The sequence below is a fragment of the Mesorhizobium sp. B2-8-1 genome (genome assembly GCF_006440955.1).
Classification (GTDB): domain Bacteria; phylum Pseudomonadota; class Alphaproteobacteria; order Rhizobiales; family Rhizobiaceae; genus Mesorhizobium.
The window spans coordinates 34,729-50,982 of the sequence record NZ_VFTX01000014.1 but is presented as its reverse complement, the minus strand read 5'-3'; the positions used below and the strand labels follow the sequence as shown (position 1 = coordinate 50,982).

The window sequence follows — 16,254 nt, the reverse complement described above, 5'->3', positions numbered from 1 at the left end:
GATGAGCGGCGTGGCCGGTATCCTGCACGGGCACGAGGCGCCGGAGTCCGCAGCCGATATCCAGCGCATGCTGGCCCGCATGCGTCATCGCGCCCGCGACGGCAGTTCGTGGTGGACCGACAAGGCTGTCGCGCTCGGCCACGCCTGGCTCAACACGACCGATGAAGCCGGCCCCGGCCCGCTGACGATGGCGGGCGGCAAACTGGCCGTCACCGCGGATTGCCGCCTGGACAATCGCGACGAGCTGACGGCACGGCTCGGCGTCCGCGACGCATCGGTTGCCGACGCCGTGCTCCTGATGTGGGCCTATCTGCGCTGGGGCGAAGCCTGTCCCGTGCACCTGCAAGGCGACTTCGCCTTCGCCATCTGGGATGCCGAGCGGCAGGTGCTGTTTTGCGCGCGCGATCATTTCGGCGTCAAACCGTTCTACTATCACGCGGACGGGCAGCGCTTTGTCTTTGCCTCCGAGATCGGCCCGATCCTTGGCGTCACCGGGGCCGGCGCCCGCCTCAGCGAACATCAGATCTCGGGTTTCCTGGCAGGGCTGCCAGACGATCCGCAAGCGACGCCTTATACCGATATTTTCCGCCTGCCGGCGCGCCACAGCCTCACTGTGACGGGGCAGCGCGTGACGCTGCAGCGATACTGGCAGATCGAGCCGTCGTCGCGGCCTATGCGCCCGGACGCCGCCGAGGAATTCGCCCACCTCTTCTCGCAGTCCGTGCGCAACCGCATGCGCGGAAGCGCGGCGGTCGGGGCCATGCTGAGCGGCGGCCTGGACTCCTCTTCGATCGCCTGCGTGGCGGGCCGGCAAAACCTGTCCGAGGGAAAGCCGAGGCTGCCCACCTTTTCGCTGGTTTTCGAACGCGGTTCGGCGATGGACGAAACCCCCTTCATAGACGCGGTGCTGGAACAAGGGCGCGTCGACGGCACGCTGATCCCGGTCGGCAACTACGCGCCGTTCGCGGAATTCGAACGGGTGCTGGAAGAGCAGGAAGGAACGTTCCTGGCGCCGGGCCTTACGCTCACCCGGGAGGTATACAGGACGGCGGGCGCCAAAGGCGTCAAGGTGCTTCTCGACGGCCATGGCGGGGACGAAGTCGTATCGCAGGGGCACGGCCATCTGCACGAGCTTGCCAACGCAGGCAAGTGGCTGGAGCTGTGGCGCGAGATCCGCAGCGCTTCCAACACCTATGGCGACGGCATGCTCGGCATGTATTTCCAGTTCCTGACCATCTACGGGCCTGCCTGGCGCGTGGCCAGGCTCAGGCACGCCGCGAACCGGCTCCTGCACAGGCTGCGAAAGCCGGCCCAGGGCGGAAGCTGGCGCGACCTGATCAATGCCGATCTTGCCGGCCGCACCGAGCTCATCGAGCGGGTTCACCGAGCCGGCTACAAGCCGCCCGACGTCAGCGCCAGCGAGGCGCTGACCCACCGCTGGATTCTTTCCAACGGCTATGTGCCGCATGCTTTCGAAGTCCTCGACAAGGCGGCCGCCAATTTCGGCGTCGAACCTCGTTATCCCTTCTGGGACAAGCCGCTGGTCGAGTTCTGCCTGGCATTGCCGGGCGAGGAGAAGCTCAGCCGCGGTTTTGGCCGCTACGTGCTGCGCCGCGCCATGCAAGACGTGCTGCCGGCGGCGGTCCAGTGGCGGCGCGACAAGATCGATTTCACCGGCAATCTCGTCAACGGCATGCTGCGCAACCACCGCGACCTCCTGGAACAGGTGCTCGGCCCGGACGCCGGCCGCATCGAACCCTACATAAACCTGCCGGCCGTGAAGGCTGCCTATGCCCGGCTGCTCAGTCGGCCCGACCGGCCGGCGCCGCTCGATGTCCAGTATGTCTGGCGCTCGGCGTCGCTGTCGCTGTGGCTGCGGCAGGTGCAGCGCGCCGGGAGTGCCGCATGACGCCGTTGAACGAGCCGCTGGCCCTCCGCCCGCGCGCGCAAGGCTGGCCGCGCAGACAGCGCCGTTTTTATCGGGCCTACGGCCTGACCATCGCTTCCGAGGTGACATTGCCAGAACTGGAGCCGGCCGAACCCGCAGCGGCGGATATCGTGATCAGTGTCGGCGCGATCGATATGCCGAAGCCTTCGCCCGAGGCCGCGACCATTTTCCGCTTCGAACCGGATCGGCAATATCTGGCATGGCACGCCGTCGCCGCGTTCCTGATCAGCGACGCCTGCCGCATCGAGGTCGAGCCGGCGCCCGGCATCGACGACGCACTGATCGCGTTCCCGCTGCTGGGACCGGTGATGGCGCTCATCCTGCACCAGCGGGGCCTGCTCGTGCTGCATGCCAGCGCCGTCGCGATTGCCGGCAAAAGCGCCATCTTCATGGGCGACAAGGGCGCCGGAAAATCGACGACGGCAAGCGCCATGATCCGTGCCGGACACGAACTGCTTACCGATGACGTCGTGGCGCTCGATCTCAGCCATCCGGACGAGCCGATGATCGTGCCGGGTTTTCCCCAGATCAAGCTGGCGGCCGACGCCGCTGCCGCGATTTCGCTTGAAGGGGCACAAGTGCGGCCGCAGGTGCATCCGGCCATCAACAAGGCCCAGCACCGCTTGCAGAGTGCCTTTTCGCGCGACAGGGTTCCGGCGACCCGCATCTACATTCTCGAGCGCGGCCGAAAGGCTGAGATCTCGCCCATGCCTGGCATCGCCGCTTTGCCGGCCGTGATCAGATTTTCATATGTCACGCGCTTCGGCCGCGCCGCCCTGGTCGGCGATTTCGCGGCGGCGCATCTCGGGCATTGCGCGCGGCTCGCCGATCGCGTCGGCGTGTGCAGGCTCGAAGTGCCGACGGGCTTCGACAGAATCGGCGAGGTCGTGAGCCTCGTCGAGCATGACCTGATGGCCGGACAGGGATAGCAGGAGATGTCGAAATCATCGCTCCTTCGCCCGTCATTGTTTCGGGAAATCGCCGGGTTCGGCGCCGTTATCGCCCAGATAGGCGGGCGGCGGGCCTGGACGGCGCTGCTCTTCCTGATCATGGGCAGCCTGACCGAAGGCATATCCATCCTGTTGCTGGTCCCGCTGTTGCAACTGGTCGGACGCTCCGGCCAGGATTTCGCGATCAAGCTGCCCGACAATGATTTCATGCGCTGGCTGGTGCCGGACGGCACGCTGAAGCTGACCACGATGTTGTGCATGCTGGTGGCGCTGGTCGCGCTGCAGGCCGCCTTCAACCGCTTCAAGTCGGTCTACATGGCCAGGCTTCTCTTCGATTTCATCAACCGCCTGCGCATGAACCTGTTCGAAAGCATCGGCAAGGCACGGTGGGGCGTCTTCACGCGCATGCGCGGCTCCGACCTCGACCATGCGCTGACCGGGGACATAGACCGCGTCCAGGGCGCGGCCTTCTCGCTGCTGATGCTGGTGCAGATCGCCGTGCTTCTGGCCGGCTATCTCGTGATCTCCATGTTCATTTCGCCGGTCATGACGCTGTTCGCCGTGGTCATTGGCATCCTGATGTTCCTCGCGCTGCGGCCATTCCGGTCGCGGGCGACCGCCTTTGGCCAGGTCCTGACCACCAACCGGCAGGATCAATACCGGACGGTCTCGGAATTCCTCGGCGGCATCAAGGTGGCCAAGAGCCTGAACATCGAGGCGACCTATTTCGCGCAGTTGCAGGCGACACTCGAAAGGATGAAGGCCGACAACATCGCCTATGTGCGCAACAGCTCGACCGGCACCGCCCTGTTCCAGGTGGCGAGCGTGATCGGCTTGAGCCTGTTCATCTATGTGGCGCTGGTTCGCTTCGACCTCTCACTGGCCGAGATCGTGGTGCTGCTGCTGGTCTTCATGCGCATCGCGCCGCGCTTCATGGACATGCAGACGCAGGCGCAGCAGGTCTTGATCAACCTGCCCGCCTATGCCGCGATGCGCAGCCTGCAGATGCGTTTCGACGCCGAGCGGGAACCTGGCCATGCCGGGATCGAGGACGCTCGAAAGCTGTCGCTCGATTTCGGACTGAATGTTCGCGGCGTCTCCTTCGCCTACGAGGACGGCGCCGCCAAGACGGTGGTGAGCGACATCACTTTCGGCCTTCCGGCCGGCAAGGTCACCGCCCTTATCGGCCCTTCGGGATCAGGCAAGAGCACGATCGCCGACATGCTGCTCGGCCTGCTCGAGCCGACAGCCGGCACGATCCTCGTCGATGGCGTCGAGATCGACGCCGCCAATCGCCGGGGCTGGCGCGACCAGGTCGCCTACGTGCCGCAGGACGTGTTTCTCCTGCACGACACGATCGCGGCGAACCTACGCCTGGCCGCACAGCAAGCAAGCGACGATGAATTATGGGCCGCATTGCGGTCGGCCCATGCGACCGAATTCGTCGAACGGCTCGACCTCAAGCTCGAAACGGTGGTCGGCGACCGCGGCGTGCGGTTGTCGGGCGGCGAACGCCAGCGGATCGCGCTGGCGCGCGCCTTGCTGCGCAAGCCGTCACTGCTCATCCTCGATGAGGCGACCAGCGCGCTCGACTGGCAAAACCAGGCACTGATCGCGCAATCGATCGACGGGCTGCGCGGCTCGATGACGATCCTGACCATCGCGCACCGGCCATCGATGATCGCGTTCGCCGACTGGGTGGTCGCGATGGAAAACGGCCGTGTCGTCGAGGTCGGGCAATATCGGCGGCTGAAGGCGAAAGCAGGAAGCCGGTTGTCCCGGATGCTTTCGGGCGAACAATCTGAGTCCGAACCCGCCGACGTGGCCTGAGGCCAGCCTGGTCTGGGTCAGTGAAGGCTTCGCCCGGCGCCGCCCAGCTTTTCACCCTCGGCCACCTCGGCCGAACTCAACTTTCTTTCGGCCTCGCGTGTCCTGTCGGCCGGCGTCGGCGCGCTTTTGACGATCATGGCATAGACGAGCACGAAGTAGCCCGCCTGGATGACCACGGCACAAATGATGACGCGCAGCAGCGTCGTGCCTATTGAAGCGCCGCCCAGCCATGACCAGCCAACGACGATCGCAAGAGCGAAAATCATCCCAACGATGAATTTTGGAAGCGACATACCCAACAGCCCACAAACCGGCCCGGGTATATTCCAATCGTTGCCCCACCCGAGCGTCGTCCCTTGTTATGCGGGCTTGTTAAGTCGCCCGCTCCCGGCCGGTTGCTTCCGGCCTTTCAACCTGTCGCCACTTTGACAGGTATAATTTGCAATTCTATTAAGGCGAGCAAAAGGCCGCAAGGGCAACTGCATTTATTTTTAGGTGAGCTTTTGCGCTCGACTCGCTCATGCTGCAACGCACACGACGGGATTACGCGCAACTTCGGCTCTTTGGTGTTTTTCAGTAGAATCTACAATATTGAATAGTATTTTATGTGAATACGATCGAATATCATGCCACGCTAAAGCACCAACGAGCTCCACTCAGGGGCATAAAGAACGCCCCGCCTAGAAGTTGCCCCAAAAGCGCCTCTATTTTTCCCGCTATGCCCATTTATTGTCTTAAATGTGCTAAATATTCCGAAATTTGTGCAGGGCGCGCTTATTATTTAGTCAATTCATGACGTGACTATTTCAAAGGTGTGGGAAATTGTGTGTTGCGCTGCAACATTTTTTTGATATCGTGCCGTAAACCATCCGGTCAACGCATGGAGTTTTGGCATGAGGGATGTTGCCAAGTCGGCCACAGCGGAGTTTTCGCAGGCTGGCGTCGATTTTCCACCGCCGATCGGCGGCCTTATCAAGCGCAGTTTCGATATTGCCGGTTCACTGGCCGCCCTGATCGCTCTCAGCCCGCTGTTCGTGATGATAGCGCTGCTCGTCAAATTCTCCGATGGCGGATCGATTTTTTACGGTCACCGGCGAATCGGGCGTGGCGGACGGGTTTTCCCTTGTCTCAAGTTCCGCACCATGGTGCCGGACGGCGAAAGGGTGCTGGCTGCCTATCTGGCGGCCAATCCGGAAGCCAAGGCGGAATGGATAGCCACCCGCAAGCTGAAGAACGATCCGCGCGTCACCCGGGTCGGCGCGGTCCTGAGGAAACTCAGTCTCGATGAGTTGCCGCAGGTCATCAACATCCTTCAGGGCGACATGAGCCTTGTCGGACCTCGCCCGGTCGTGCGTGACGAACTGGAGATCTATGGCAGCGCCGCCGTGTATTACCTGAAGTCCCGCCCCGGCCTGACCGGCCTGTGGCAGGTCAGCGGCCGCAACGACGTCTCCTATGACAGCCGCGTCGCGTTCGATCGCCACTATGTCGAGAATTGGTCACTTTTTGAGGATATTCGCATCATCATCAAGACAGTTCCGGCTGTCTGGATGTCGCGCGGCTGCTACTGAGCGGTCGCGAACCGGATCGCACGCGGGAGATTTCTCCCGGCAGGCATCGGGCGCAGGCTCATCGGGCTGGTGGGGCCAAAGCGGATCGGAACATTCAGTTGAAGATAGACATGTTCGAAGTTTTTTGCAGCGGCCCGCATTCGGGCCGCTCGCGGCGTTTGCGGCTCGTGGCCAGCTGCCTGGCCCTGTCGCTCGCCCTGCCTCGGATCGCCATTGCCGACGAGTACCATCTCGGATCGCAAGACAAGCTCACCATCCGTATCGCGGAGTGGCAGACCGTCGAAGGCACGTTCCGCGACTGGTCGGCGGTGAATGGCGTATACACGGTCGGGCCGGCCGGAATGCTGTCGGTGCCTTTCGTCGGCGAGCTGCCGGCATCCGGCAAGACAACGGCCGAAGTCGCGGCGGCGATCGGCGAGGCGCTGCAGCACAAGCTCGCTTTGTCGGACCGGCCCGAGGCATCGGTCGAAATGGCGCAGTTCCGGCCGTTCTATATTTCGGGTGAGGTGCAGAACCCCGGCCAATTCCCCTATGTGCCCGATCTTACGGTGCTGAAGGCGGTCAGCATCGCCGGCGGCATCCGGCGAAGCGCCGACTACGGCCCGCAGCTCGGCAAGGACCTGGTCACCGCCAAAGGCAATTTCGACATATATGACGATCAGCGCGTTCGACTGATCGTCAAGCGCGCGCGCATCGATGCCGACCTTGCGGGCAAGTCGAGCTTCGACGTGCCGAAGGAGGTCGAGGGCGATCCGAGACTGCAGGCCATCGTCGCGGACGAGATGACGATCCTCACGGCTGACCAGAAGGCGCTGAAGCTGAAGCTCGAGGCGCTCAGCGATCTGAAAGGAGTTCTGCAGGCCGAGATCGAATCGCTGCAGAAGAAGATCGTCAACCAGCAGAAGCAGGTCGACCTGGCGCAGCAGCAACTCACCAGCATCGGTCCGCTGGCCCAGAAAGGTCTGGTCGCCAACGCAAGACTGTTGGATTCGCAGCAGTCCGTCACCGACCTTCAGGGCAAGATCCTGGACTACGAAACGGCCATCCTCACCGCCAAGCAAGCGATCAGCAAGGCAACGCAGGATGCCATCGATGCCCAGAACACGCTGAGCTCGAGCCTCGCCGCCGACCGGCAGCAGACCGAAGCCGACCTGAACGAGGCCGCGCTGAGGGTCAACATGCAGAAAGGATTGATGGCCCAGGCCACCGATCCCGCCACCGTGGCCGCCAGCGCAACCAACGAAGAGCCCACCCTGATCTATTCACTGCTGCGCGCTGCCGACGGCAAGACGAGCGAGATTGCGGTCAAGGAAGACACGCCGGTGCTGCCGGGCGATGTGATCAAGGTCAAGCTGGCGCCAATGCCCAGCCAGTAAGTGGTCGAACGGCCGAGATAAGAGCAGCTCACCGTTCACGAAAACGGTGAGCTGCTCTATCCCTTTGTTTTTGCGCAATTCCGGACGGAAAGCGCTGCGCGCGTTTCCCGGGGAAGCCGTACACACTTTCCTGAAATTGCTGGAGCGGGGCGGCGTTTGAGGGAATCGCCAGCCGCTCTATCGCCTTGCTTTGACGCAATCCCAAACGGGAAACCGATCGGTATTCATCGAGCGGCGTCCGTGCCAGGCTCGGGGCCGCTCCAGCCTCTGGCGGCATTTGCCTCTTCGATCCTTGCCGCAGACAGGCGAGGACGGGCAACGGGCAGTCGCGCCAGCTTGAAGAAGCTGAAATACATCAGGAAGGAACCCATGATGTAGGGGTTGAGGATCTCGACCTCGACGAAGGAGCGGATCAGGAGCAGCACCATGACGCCGGCCAGAACGACCGAATCCGCCCGCCATGTTCCGAACGCGACCGCCGAGACATGGCCGTAAAGCGTGCGCAGGATGACCAGCGAAACCAGCGTCGCCCCGACGAAGCCGAGTTCGACAAGGGCTTCGATGTAGGTGTTGTGGAAGTGGAAGCCGGTGCGGGTGGTGATGTAGAACTCGTTCCACAGGCGCTCGGCCTCGGCAAAACCCTGGACCCAGTATGCGGCATAGCCGACGCCGAGCATGGGCGCCCTCTGCGCGGCGTTCCAGCCCTGCTCCCACAGATAGGTGCGCCCGGTGAGCGTCGAATCCTTGCCGAACAGGCCGAGGACGAAGTCCATGAGGCCGAGATTCAGCGCCACAAGGATAGCGACGACCAGCATGCCTGTGCCGACCAGGAAGATCACCCGGCGGTAGCGTCGCGACAGCACCTTGCTCATGGCAAGCAGCATCACCAGCGCCAGCACCGCCGGTGTCGAGGCCATCGAGGTGGCCGAATGCGAGATGACCAGCAGATAGGCCGACAAAAGCACCACCGGCACGGTCAGGAACAGGCTCAGCCGGCCGTGCCTGAGGAAGGCGATGAAGACGACGCTGAAATAGATGCCGAGCGAGGCGACGAAGCCGATCTGGTTCTTTGAGGCGAAGGCGCCGACGAAATTATAGGTGCCGTCGAGGACGTCCTCGGAATAGGCCCCGACCTTGAGAGAGTAGAGCAGGACGACGAATATGCCGACCAGGGCGCCTATCGTCAGGGTCCGCACACTGACGGCTCGCGCCGCGACATAGGCGCAGGCGATGTGGGAGAAGTACTGGACGGCCGTTCTCGCGGTGATGCCGGGAGCGTCCGACCAGAAGACGGAGAAGCATACATAGGCCGCGAACGACAATGGCAGCCAGGCGCTGGACAGATGCCGCAGGAACCGCCTGTAGTCGACCATGATGAGGGGCAGCCACACCGCATAATAGGCCAGGATCAGCACCTGGCCGAATATGACGGAGTAGGAGAATGCCCAGACCGAAACGGCAACGGCAAAACTGCCGTAGACCGAGTTCCTCTCGGGATCGACCAGCAAGGACTTTGGAATCTTCATCTCAGGTTCTCGCCGAGCCTACCCCGGACCGCCGCGTAGCCGGCAGGCATCTCCGTAAGAAGGGTGCAATCGACGGCATCTCCATTGTGCAGTGCAATATAACCTATCGCGCCGCGCGCTCAATGGCAAATGCGGTCACCTTGTCTTACAGCCAGGCGAGCGCCGAGAGATCAGGTCCGGGACACGCCCGGACGGGATCGGACTTCTCTTTCCATTGCCGGCCTCTCCATCGAGGCCCGCAAACAGCCGTGCGCGCTACCAAAGTGCTCCGCCGGTGACCTGTATGTTTTCCATGGTGATGCCCTTGGCCATATCCGAGCAGAGGAACACGGCCAGCGCCGCGATCTCCTGCGGCTGGAGAATGCGCTGCTGGGGGTTGCCCCTGGCGATCTCGGCCATCGCGTCCTCGGCCGTGCGGCCCTTGCCCTCGCGCTCGACGACCTGCGCCACGTTGCGGCGCATCAGTTCGGTCTCGACCCATGTCGGGCTGATCATGACGCAGGTGACGCCATGCGCCGCCCCTTCGAGCGCCACGCAACGGGTGAGGCCGAGGAGACCGGCCTTGGAGGCGCAGTAAGCGGGATTGTCCTTCCAGCCGACCGAGGCGGCGGTCGAGCCGATGTTGACGATGCGGCCCCAGCCGCGCTCGATCATGCCGGGCAGCACAGCGCGGGTGGCGCGGAAGGCGCCGGTGAGATTGGTGTCGACGATCTTGTCCCACAGCGCGTCGGAATGGCCGCAGACCGGCTGCTCGGCCGTGGTGCCGGCGGCGTTGACCAGGATGTCGACAGGACCGACCGCCGCCTGGGCGTCGGCCGCGAAACGGTTCGTGACGTCGCTGTCGCGCACGTCAAGATGGGCGGCGTAAATCCTCGTTCCATGCGCGCCGAGAGCCGAACGCACGCGCTCTATCTCGTCGTCGCCGGGATAGTAGGCGGCGTCGGATCTCTCCACGCCGCCAGGTGCGACATAGGAGCCGACGGCGACATTGGCGCCGGCCTGCGCCAATGCCGTGGCAATCGCCAGGCCCATTCCGGAGAAGCCACCGGTGACGATTGCGCCGCGGCCGGAAAGGTTTGTCATCGGGCATGGCCTCCGCGCGGCACGGGACGGTCCATCAGTCCCGAGAGTATCTGAACTTCATAGGCCAACATAACCTTCGGAGCCGGTGACGAAACTTGTGTCCTTGCCATCAGCTTTCCTTGTCCATCGGCTCGAGCGGCTTGCCCAGCCAGTCGCGGTAGAAACCTTCCAGGTCGGGTTCGAAATCATGCACGATGGGATAACCCGGCGCCGCGGCCTCGACCTCGTGCAGCGTGCCGCATTGCGGGCAGATGAACTCGCGGATTTCCATCCATTCGGGATCCGGCAGGTCGCTGTTGGGATAGATCTCGCGCAGCGCCTCCTCGCTGTCGCGCACGAGGATCGAAGCCTTCAGCTTCCAGTTCTTGCGGTAGTCGCCGAAGGAATGGCCGCATTCGCAACGGGTTACCCGCCCATCGCCGCTCTGGCAGATGAAGAGGTGGTCGCCCACGGGGAGCAGTATCGGATCGCTCCAGCCGACGCGGTCCTGCAGCACCGCGACATATTTGAAGAACCGGTCGTCGTCCTTGTAGGCGCTCATGACGCGGCGCGTCTGCGGCCAAGGCAGGGTGCCCGCGACCAGATCGGCGATGACTTCCTTGCTGTATGAGGTCATGGTCCCTACTCCACGCCGAAGGTCGATTTGGCATCGACATCCCAGAAGGTTGAAAAATCCCTGGTGAAGCGCGGCGAAAGCTTGATGGCGCTGGCATACATCTTCTTCACCTCGGGCGCGAAATCGACCGCCTTCACCCGCTCGCGCTCCTTGGCCATCCACTCCGAGACCGGCCTGGCCCGAGCGAGCCGGCGCGACCGCATCTCGGCGCGGTGGCGCTTGGTGGCTTCGAGATTGGCGACGGGATAGCCGTCCTCATCCTCGTCAAGCACGATCCCGAAGACATTTTCGGCAGCTTCCCTGGTGAGATAGCCGTTCTCGACGTCCGATGCCGTCTTGAGCGGGTCGCGCTCCAGCACGTCGCCATAGCCGCCACCGCCATTGTAGGAATGGGTGAACACGTCGCCGGTTTTGTGGGGCGCGGTGATATAGGGCCCTTCCATCGTCACGTGCTGGCCTTCGAGCCGGACCTCGAGTTCGGAACGATAAGGATTGGTGCCGGTATGGTGCGCCAGCGGCGCGCCCTTTTGTGCGAGCTCGAAGATGTTGCTGTCGCGCACCGCACGGTGTTTTTGGCAGGTCGGCGCCGGATAGCCGCCGCAGAGCCCGCCATTGTCGAAGACGCGCGAGGAGTGTTCCGAGGTGACCAGCCGGAGATGGTCGGTCTTGCTGACCAGCCAGGTCGACAGGAAGGCGCAGCCGCCGCGATATTTGCCGGCGCCGCCGGAATTGGCAACGATCGAGCGGCCGATATAGACCATCGGCATGTTCTGTTCCCAGATCTCGATGTTGCCCATGTCGGATTCAGGGTTCCAGCCGACATAGGCGGTGTCCAGCCCGTCCTTGATGGCAAGCGCGCCGGAACCGGCGGCCGCGCATTCGAAATGCGCCATGCCGAACAGCGTGCCGTACTGGCTGGTTCCCCCCATCTCGATCATCGGGCTGTTGACCTGGCCGACGAAGGCCTCCTCGACGAAGCCGCGGGCGATGAATGATCTCGACAGGAGCCGCTGGAAAACGCCATAGGCCGGCAGGAGCAGCGCCCAGGACGTGGCCGTCGCCACCATCTCATTGTCGGGATTGGTCCAGGTGCCATGCGGCAGCTTGAGCTCCGTTGCCATCCAGGCGCCGTCATTGACCAGGCCTTCGAAATTCATGTGCTGGGTCAGCGTCACGAACATGCCGCCATCCATGCCGGCCGGCGTGCAGTTCATGGAATGGTAGCCCCAGGGCTGCGTGCCCTCGAAATCCATGATGATCTTGCCGCCCGTGGTGATCTCCATTTCGATCGGAATGTTGTAGAGCCAGTCGGGGTCGCCGAGCGGCTGGTAGCCCGGCTTGCCCTTGGTGACGTGACCGTAAAAAGTATGCCCCCGATAGATGCCGGGAACGGTCAGTTGCCGCGTGCGGGCGAGTTGCGCGCGGCGGCCCTCCTCGATGAATTCCTTGGACACCTTCATCCAGTAGTCGAGGCCGATCTCGTCGATCAGCGCCTTGACGCTTTCGCGCATGTCGATGCAGGAGGCGACCTTGGCCTTCTCGTCCAGCACCCAGTAGATGGGCATGCGCAGATTGCGCTCGCAGCGGATCACGTAGTCGCGCCGCAGTTCGTCGTTCTGGCCGACTTTTTCGGCACAGACGAACAGGCCTTCGGTGAAGCGCTCCTGGGCCAGCGCCACGTCGCCGCCCGGCGTGATGCCGCCGGCCTCCAGCTCATGGCAGACGGCGCCGGCCCAGCCGACGAGCTTGCCCGAGTGGAAGATCGGCACCACGTCCATCACGTCGGGCACCTGCACGGTGCCGATGAAGGCGTCGTTGTTGGCGAAGATGTCGCCGTCGACGATGCGGGGATTTTCCTCGTAGCCTTGTCTGATCATCCATTTGATGAAGCGGCTCATCGTGTGCACATGCACCATGATGCCGTTGGAGAGCGCGATCGCGTCGCCCTCGGGCGTGTAGATGGCGACGACCATCTCGCCGACCTCGCGCACGCCGGGCGAAGCCGAGATGCGACGCGCCATCTCGCGCGCCGAGACGCAGTAGGCGCGCAGCTTGGTGTGCAGCGTCTCGAACTTCAGCGGATCTTGGTTGCGCAGTTCGAGATCGGTGATGCCGTCATAGCAGCCGGTCTCGTCCATGAGCCGTTCGGATTCGATCAGCCGCTCGCGGAGGCGCAGGGCGGAGGCGGGTTTGTCCAGCATGGCGTTCGCCCTCTCAAGCGTGGGAGTAGTGGAGCAGCGTCCATTCGTCGACGAAGACACGGTCCCGCGGATGGACGACGAGGGTGGTGGCGGGGTGTTCGATGATGGCCGGGCCGGTCACCTCATGCCCCGGCAGCAGAAGATCCATCTCGTAGAGATCGGCCTTGTGCCAGCGGCCGCCAATATAGGCCTCGCGCACGCCCTTGTGCGCGGATGCGGGGCTTGAGGCGCCGAGCGGCCGCTTGAGCAGCACGGGCTTGACCTTGTCGGCGGTGGCGATGAGACCGAGTTCGGTGATCGAGAAGCCGGCTTCACCATAACGCGAGACGCGATGGTTGACCTTGGCGTAGACCGCTTCGAACTCGTCGATGACCTTGCGCATGTCGTCGGCCGAATTGATGGCCGATAGGGGCGCCATCACCTCGACGTCCTCGAGCTGGCCGGTATAGCGCATCATCAGGAACGGCACCGTCCTGATCTTGTCCAGCGCATGACCGTCGGCCACCATCTCGTCGACCGCGGCCCTGGTGAGATCGTCCCAGACCGCGGTCACTCTGGCACCGAAGGCCAGCAGTTCGGCCTCGCTTGCGCGCGCGCCGATGTCGATCTGCGTGGATACCGAATGCCGGCGCATGAAATCCGCCGTGGTGCAGCCGAAGGCGGAGAAAGCGGCCGCGAACTGGAAGGTGATGATATCCTTGAAGCCGATGCCCCTGGAGCAGCCGGCCAGATGCAACGGCCCCGAGCCGCCATAGGAAAGCAATGTGAACTCCGAAGGGTGGATCCCCTGGCCGGAGATGACGCGGCGCAGCGCGTTGTTGGCGTCGGCCTCCAGCATGTCGATCATGCCTTCGGCGGCTTCCTCCACGCCGACGCCGAGCAGACGGGAGCACTTCTCCTCGAAGGCCTTGCGCGCCTTCTCGACCTGCAGCACGACCTTGCCGCCGAGGAAATAATGCGGGTTCAGCCGGCCGAGGATGGCGTCGCAATCGGCGATGGTCGGCTCGGTGCCGCCCCTGGCGAAGCAGATCGGGCCGGGATCGGCACCGGCGCTTTCCGGCCCGAGCGAGACTTTCTTCGTCAGCGGATCGACCTTGAGGATCATGCCGGCGCCGGCGCCGATCGTGTCGAGATGCAGCGTCGGCACATTCAGCTTGAACCGGTCCATCAGCGGCTCGTTCTCGATCCGGGTCTGGCCGCGCGTGATGACGCCCATGTCGAAGGAGGTGCCGCCCATGTCGGAGCAGATCAGCGAGTCATTGCCGATCAGCTTGCCGACATAAGCCGCGCCCAGAATGCCGCCGATCGGACCCGAGATCATGGTTTCGTGCAGGCGCGGATGATTGATCGAGGTGAGGCCGCCGAAGGAGAGCAGCGTCTGGACGCCATATCTGAAGCCGTATTTCTTCGAGACGTCCTCGATCCCCTTGAGCTGCTTGCGGCCGCGCGAGGTGGCGTAGGCCTCGATCAGCACCGAGTTCAGCCGCGACTGCTCGCGGATGACCGGGCGCACCTCATGGCTGCTGTAGACCAGGATGTCGGCTTCGGCGGCGGCGATCTCCTCGCGGCAGATCTCGGCGATGCGCTTCTCATGCACCGGATTGACATGCGAGAAGATCGTCATGATGCAGACCGCCTCGACCTTGTCGGCGATCAGCTTTTTCGCCGCGGCACGGACCTCATGTTCGTAGAGCGGCAGGATGATGTCGCCGAACTGATCGATGCGCTCGGTGACGCCGTGAGTACGGCGGCGCGGCACCAGCGGATCGGGATGATGATGTGTCACAGCGTGCAGCCGGTCGGCATAGGAATAGTCAGCCCAGGCCTGCAGGCCGCGACCCATCAGGATCATGTCCTCAAGGCCCTTGGTGGTGATCAGGCCGAGTTTCCTGCCGGTGCGCGACAGCAGCGTGTTGAGCATGCCGGTGCCGGAATAGAGCACCACATTGACGCCCGAAAACAGGGCCTCGAGCGAGATGCCCCAGGCGTCCGCCGCGTCCTCGGCCGAGGCGAGGAACCCCTCGGCCTCGTTCCTCGGCGTCGTTGCCGACTTGCCGATCTTGAAGCGGCCGTCCTGATCGACAAGGATGGTGTCGGTCATGGTGCCGCCGGCGTCGATGCCGATGACGATGGGATTGGTAGAGATATGGTCCACGGGTCGCCTTCCCTTGCCGAGCATGACCACAGGCTAGATTCGCGGGACCGGGTCGCGCCATATGCCTAAAGGCACAATGACGGGCGGGAGCTCGTCGCCGAAAAAGAGGCATGCGCATGGGCAACATCTGGGCGCCGCTCGCCATGGCGATCGCCGCCACCGGCACCGACAGGCATGTCGACTGCCTGATCGACCTGATCGGCGCCGACATCGCGCATGACCTGGTGACGGTGACGCGCTATTCGGCGACGCAGACGCCGCAATTCGTCAAGCACCGGCGCTTCTCCGACGAGATGGTGCGGCGCTATCTTGATAATTACTACGTGTTCGACCCCTTCTACGCTTCCTGGCGGCGCGAGCGCCGGCTGGGCATCATGCCGCTCAAGCGGCTGGCCGACGACGAGGCCAAACGCGGCCAGTACATAGCCGGCTTCCTCGCGCAATCGGAGATCTGCGATGAAGTCGGCATCATGCTGGCCGATGGCGGCGACTGGTGCCTCGGCATTTTCCTCGATCGTTCGACCACGGCGTTCAAGGACAACGAGATCGCCCTGCTGGCTGAGCGGCTGCCGGTGTTCGAGGCGCTGCACGCGCTCGACATCAAGACGCGCGGAAGCGATTTCTCGCGCAGCTCGGCGCCGTCCAGCCCCGGCGCCTCACCGCGCCAGCAGCCCACAATCCCGGCGAGCCTGTGGCCGGAACTGTCGCTCAGGGAAAGAGAGCTCGTGCAATTGATCCTGGCCGGCCATCCGACCGCCAACATTGCCGAGCGGCTCGGCATCACCGTCGGCACGGTCAAGAACCATCGCCGGCGCATCTATGAGAAGCTCGACATCACCACCGAGCGGGAATTGTTCCTGCAGTTCTTCCTGTTCCGCTCGGACAAATAGGCCCGGCGCTGGTGGCGATGGTGCAAGCGCTGGGCAGGCAGATTGAGGGGAGCCCGGCATAACGCGCCTCAGGGATTGGCCCAGACGATCGAGGTGCATGCCGGCTTG

At 63.6% G+C, this 16,254-nt stretch carries 12 protein-coding genes; 6 read left to right on the top strand and 6 right to left on the bottom strand.

Going from position 1 to position 16,254, the window contains the following annotated elements:
* The first annotated feature begins 1 nt into the window (after position 1).
* The 3 genes from FJ428_RS28120 to FJ428_RS28110 are packed head-to-tail and all read left to right on the top strand — an operon-like array spanning position 2 to position 4,728.
* The gene (locus FJ428_RS28120) at positions 2–1,909 is read left to right on the top strand and encodes a lasso peptide isopeptide bond-forming cyclase (protein WP_140556881.1); all 1,908 of its coding nucleotides are present in this window, start codon (positions 2–4) and stop codon (positions 1,907–1,909) included.
* Positions 1,906–2,877 (top strand): serine kinase, encoded by a 972-nt coding sequence (locus FJ428_RS28115; RefSeq protein WP_140880607.1) that lies wholly within the window; start codon positions 1,906–1,908, stop codon positions 2,875–2,877. Before FJ428_RS28120 ends, FJ428_RS28115 begins: the two co-directional genes overlap by 4 nt.
* A gap of 6 nt (positions 2,878–2,883) precedes the next feature.
* Complete coding sequence (locus FJ428_RS28110; RefSeq protein WP_140880606.1) at positions 2,884–4,728, top strand: ABC transporter ATP-binding protein; 1,845 nt, start codon at positions 2,884–2,886, stop codon at positions 4,726–4,728.
* 17 nt (positions 4,729–4,745) lie between these two features.
* Here the strand turns inward: FJ428_RS28110 and FJ428_RS28105 are convergent, their stop codons facing one another.
* On the bottom strand, positions 4,746–5,021 hold the full coding sequence (locus FJ428_RS28105) for an exopolysaccharide production repressor exox (RefSeq protein WP_140512914.1): 276 nt from the start codon (positions 5,019–5,021) through the stop codon (positions 4,746–4,748).
* 600 nt (positions 5,022–5,621) lie between these two features.
* Here FJ428_RS28105 and FJ428_RS28100 point away from each other — a divergent pair.
* Both FJ428_RS28100 and FJ428_RS28095 read left to right on the top strand, forming a co-directional pair.
* Positions 5,622–6,299 (top strand): sugar transferase, encoded by a 678-nt coding sequence (locus FJ428_RS28100; RefSeq protein ID WP_140497203.1) that lies wholly within the window; start codon positions 5,622–5,624, stop codon positions 6,297–6,299.
* Between the two features lie 110 nt (positions 6,300–6,409).
* Positions 6,410–7,675, top strand: a complete 1,266-nt coding sequence (locus FJ428_RS28095; protein ID WP_181167418.1) for a polysaccharide biosynthesis/export family protein — start codon at positions 6,410–6,412, stop codon at positions 7,673–7,675.
* 224 nt (positions 7,676–7,899) lie between these two features.
* Here FJ428_RS28095 and FJ428_RS28090 read toward each other — a convergent pair whose 3' ends face one another.
* The 5 genes from FJ428_RS28090 to FJ428_RS28070 all read right to left on the bottom strand — a co-directional run bounded on the left by FJ428_RS28090 (position 7,900) and on the right by FJ428_RS28070 (position 15,280).
* Positions 7,900–9,201, bottom strand: a complete 1,302-nt coding sequence (locus FJ428_RS28090) for an O-antigen ligase (protein ID WP_140512908.1) — start codon at positions 9,199–9,201, stop codon at positions 7,900–7,902.
* A 255-nt stretch (positions 9,202–9,456) separates the two neighbouring features.
* Complete coding sequence (locus FJ428_RS28085; protein WP_140817582.1) at positions 9,457–10,284, bottom strand: SDR family NAD(P)-dependent oxidoreductase; 828 nt, start codon at positions 10,282–10,284, stop codon at positions 9,457–9,459.
* A 109-nt stretch (positions 10,285–10,393) separates the two neighbouring features.
* Entirely contained in the window at positions 10,394–10,900 is a 507-nt protein-coding gene (locus FJ428_RS28080) for an acetone carboxylase subunit gamma (RefSeq protein ID WP_140880605.1), read from the bottom strand.
* A 5-nt stretch (positions 10,901–10,905) separates the two neighbouring features.
* Positions 10,906–13,101, bottom strand: coding sequence for a hydantoinase B/oxoprolinase family protein (locus FJ428_RS28075; protein WP_140497213.1), 2,196 nt, complete (start codon positions 13,099–13,101; stop codon positions 10,906–10,908).
* A 13-nt stretch (positions 13,102–13,114) separates the two neighbouring features.
* Positions 13,115–15,280 (bottom strand): hydantoinase/oxoprolinase family protein, encoded by a 2,166-nt coding sequence (locus FJ428_RS28070; RefSeq protein ID WP_140880604.1) that lies wholly within the window; start codon positions 15,278–15,280, stop codon positions 13,115–13,117.
* Positions 15,281–15,366: 86 nt separating this feature from the next.
* Between FJ428_RS28070 and FJ428_RS28065 the strand changes: the two genes are divergently transcribed.
* Complete coding sequence (locus FJ428_RS28065) at positions 15,367–16,146, top strand: helix-turn-helix transcriptional regulator (RefSeq protein ID WP_140880603.1); 780 nt, start codon at positions 15,367–15,369, stop codon at positions 16,144–16,146.
* The last annotated feature ends 108 nt before the right edge of the window (positions 16,147–16,254 follow it).

Coding starts and splice junctions, on each gene's coding strand:
- FJ428_RS28120 (WP_140556881.1), top strand. CDS start 2: ATGAGCGGCGTGGCCGGTATCCTGCACGGGCACGAGGCGCCGGAGTCC.
- FJ428_RS28115 (WP_140880607.1), top strand. CDS start 1,906: ATGACGCCGTTGAACGAGCCGCTGGCCCTCCGCCCGCGCGCGCAAGGC.
- FJ428_RS28110 (WP_140880606.1), top strand. CDS start 2,884: ATGTCGAAATCATCGCTCCTTCGCCCGTCATTGTTTCGGGAAATCGCC.
- FJ428_RS28105 (WP_140512914.1), bottom strand. CDS start 5,021: ATGTCGCTTCCAAAATTCATCGTTGGGATGATTTTCGCTCTTGCGATC.
- FJ428_RS28100 (WP_140497203.1), top strand. CDS start 5,622: ATGAGGGATGTTGCCAAGTCGGCCACAGCGGAGTTTTCGCAGGCTGGC.
- FJ428_RS28095 (WP_181167418.1), top strand. CDS start 6,410: ATGTTCGAAGTTTTTTGCAGCGGCCCGCATTCGGGCCGCTCGCGGCGT.
- FJ428_RS28090 (WP_140512908.1), bottom strand. CDS start 9,201: ATGAAGATTCCAAAGTCCTTGCTGGTCGATCCCGAGAGGAACTCGGTC.
- FJ428_RS28085 (WP_140817582.1), bottom strand. CDS start 10,284: ATGACAAACCTTTCCGGCCGCGGCGCAATCGTCACCGGTGGCTTCTCC.
- FJ428_RS28080 (WP_140880605.1), bottom strand. CDS start 10,900: ATGACCTCATACAGCAAGGAAGTCATCGCCGATCTGGTCGCGGGCACC.
- FJ428_RS28075 (WP_140497213.1), bottom strand. CDS start 13,101: ATGCTGGACAAACCCGCCTCCGCCCTGCGCCTCCGCGAGCGGCTGATC.
- FJ428_RS28070 (WP_140880604.1), bottom strand. CDS start 15,280: ATGCTCGGCAAGGGAAGGCGACCCGTGGACCATATCTCTACCAATCCC.
- FJ428_RS28065 (WP_140880603.1), top strand. CDS start 15,367: ATGCGCATGGGCAACATCTGGGCGCCGCTCGCCATGGCGATCGCCGCC.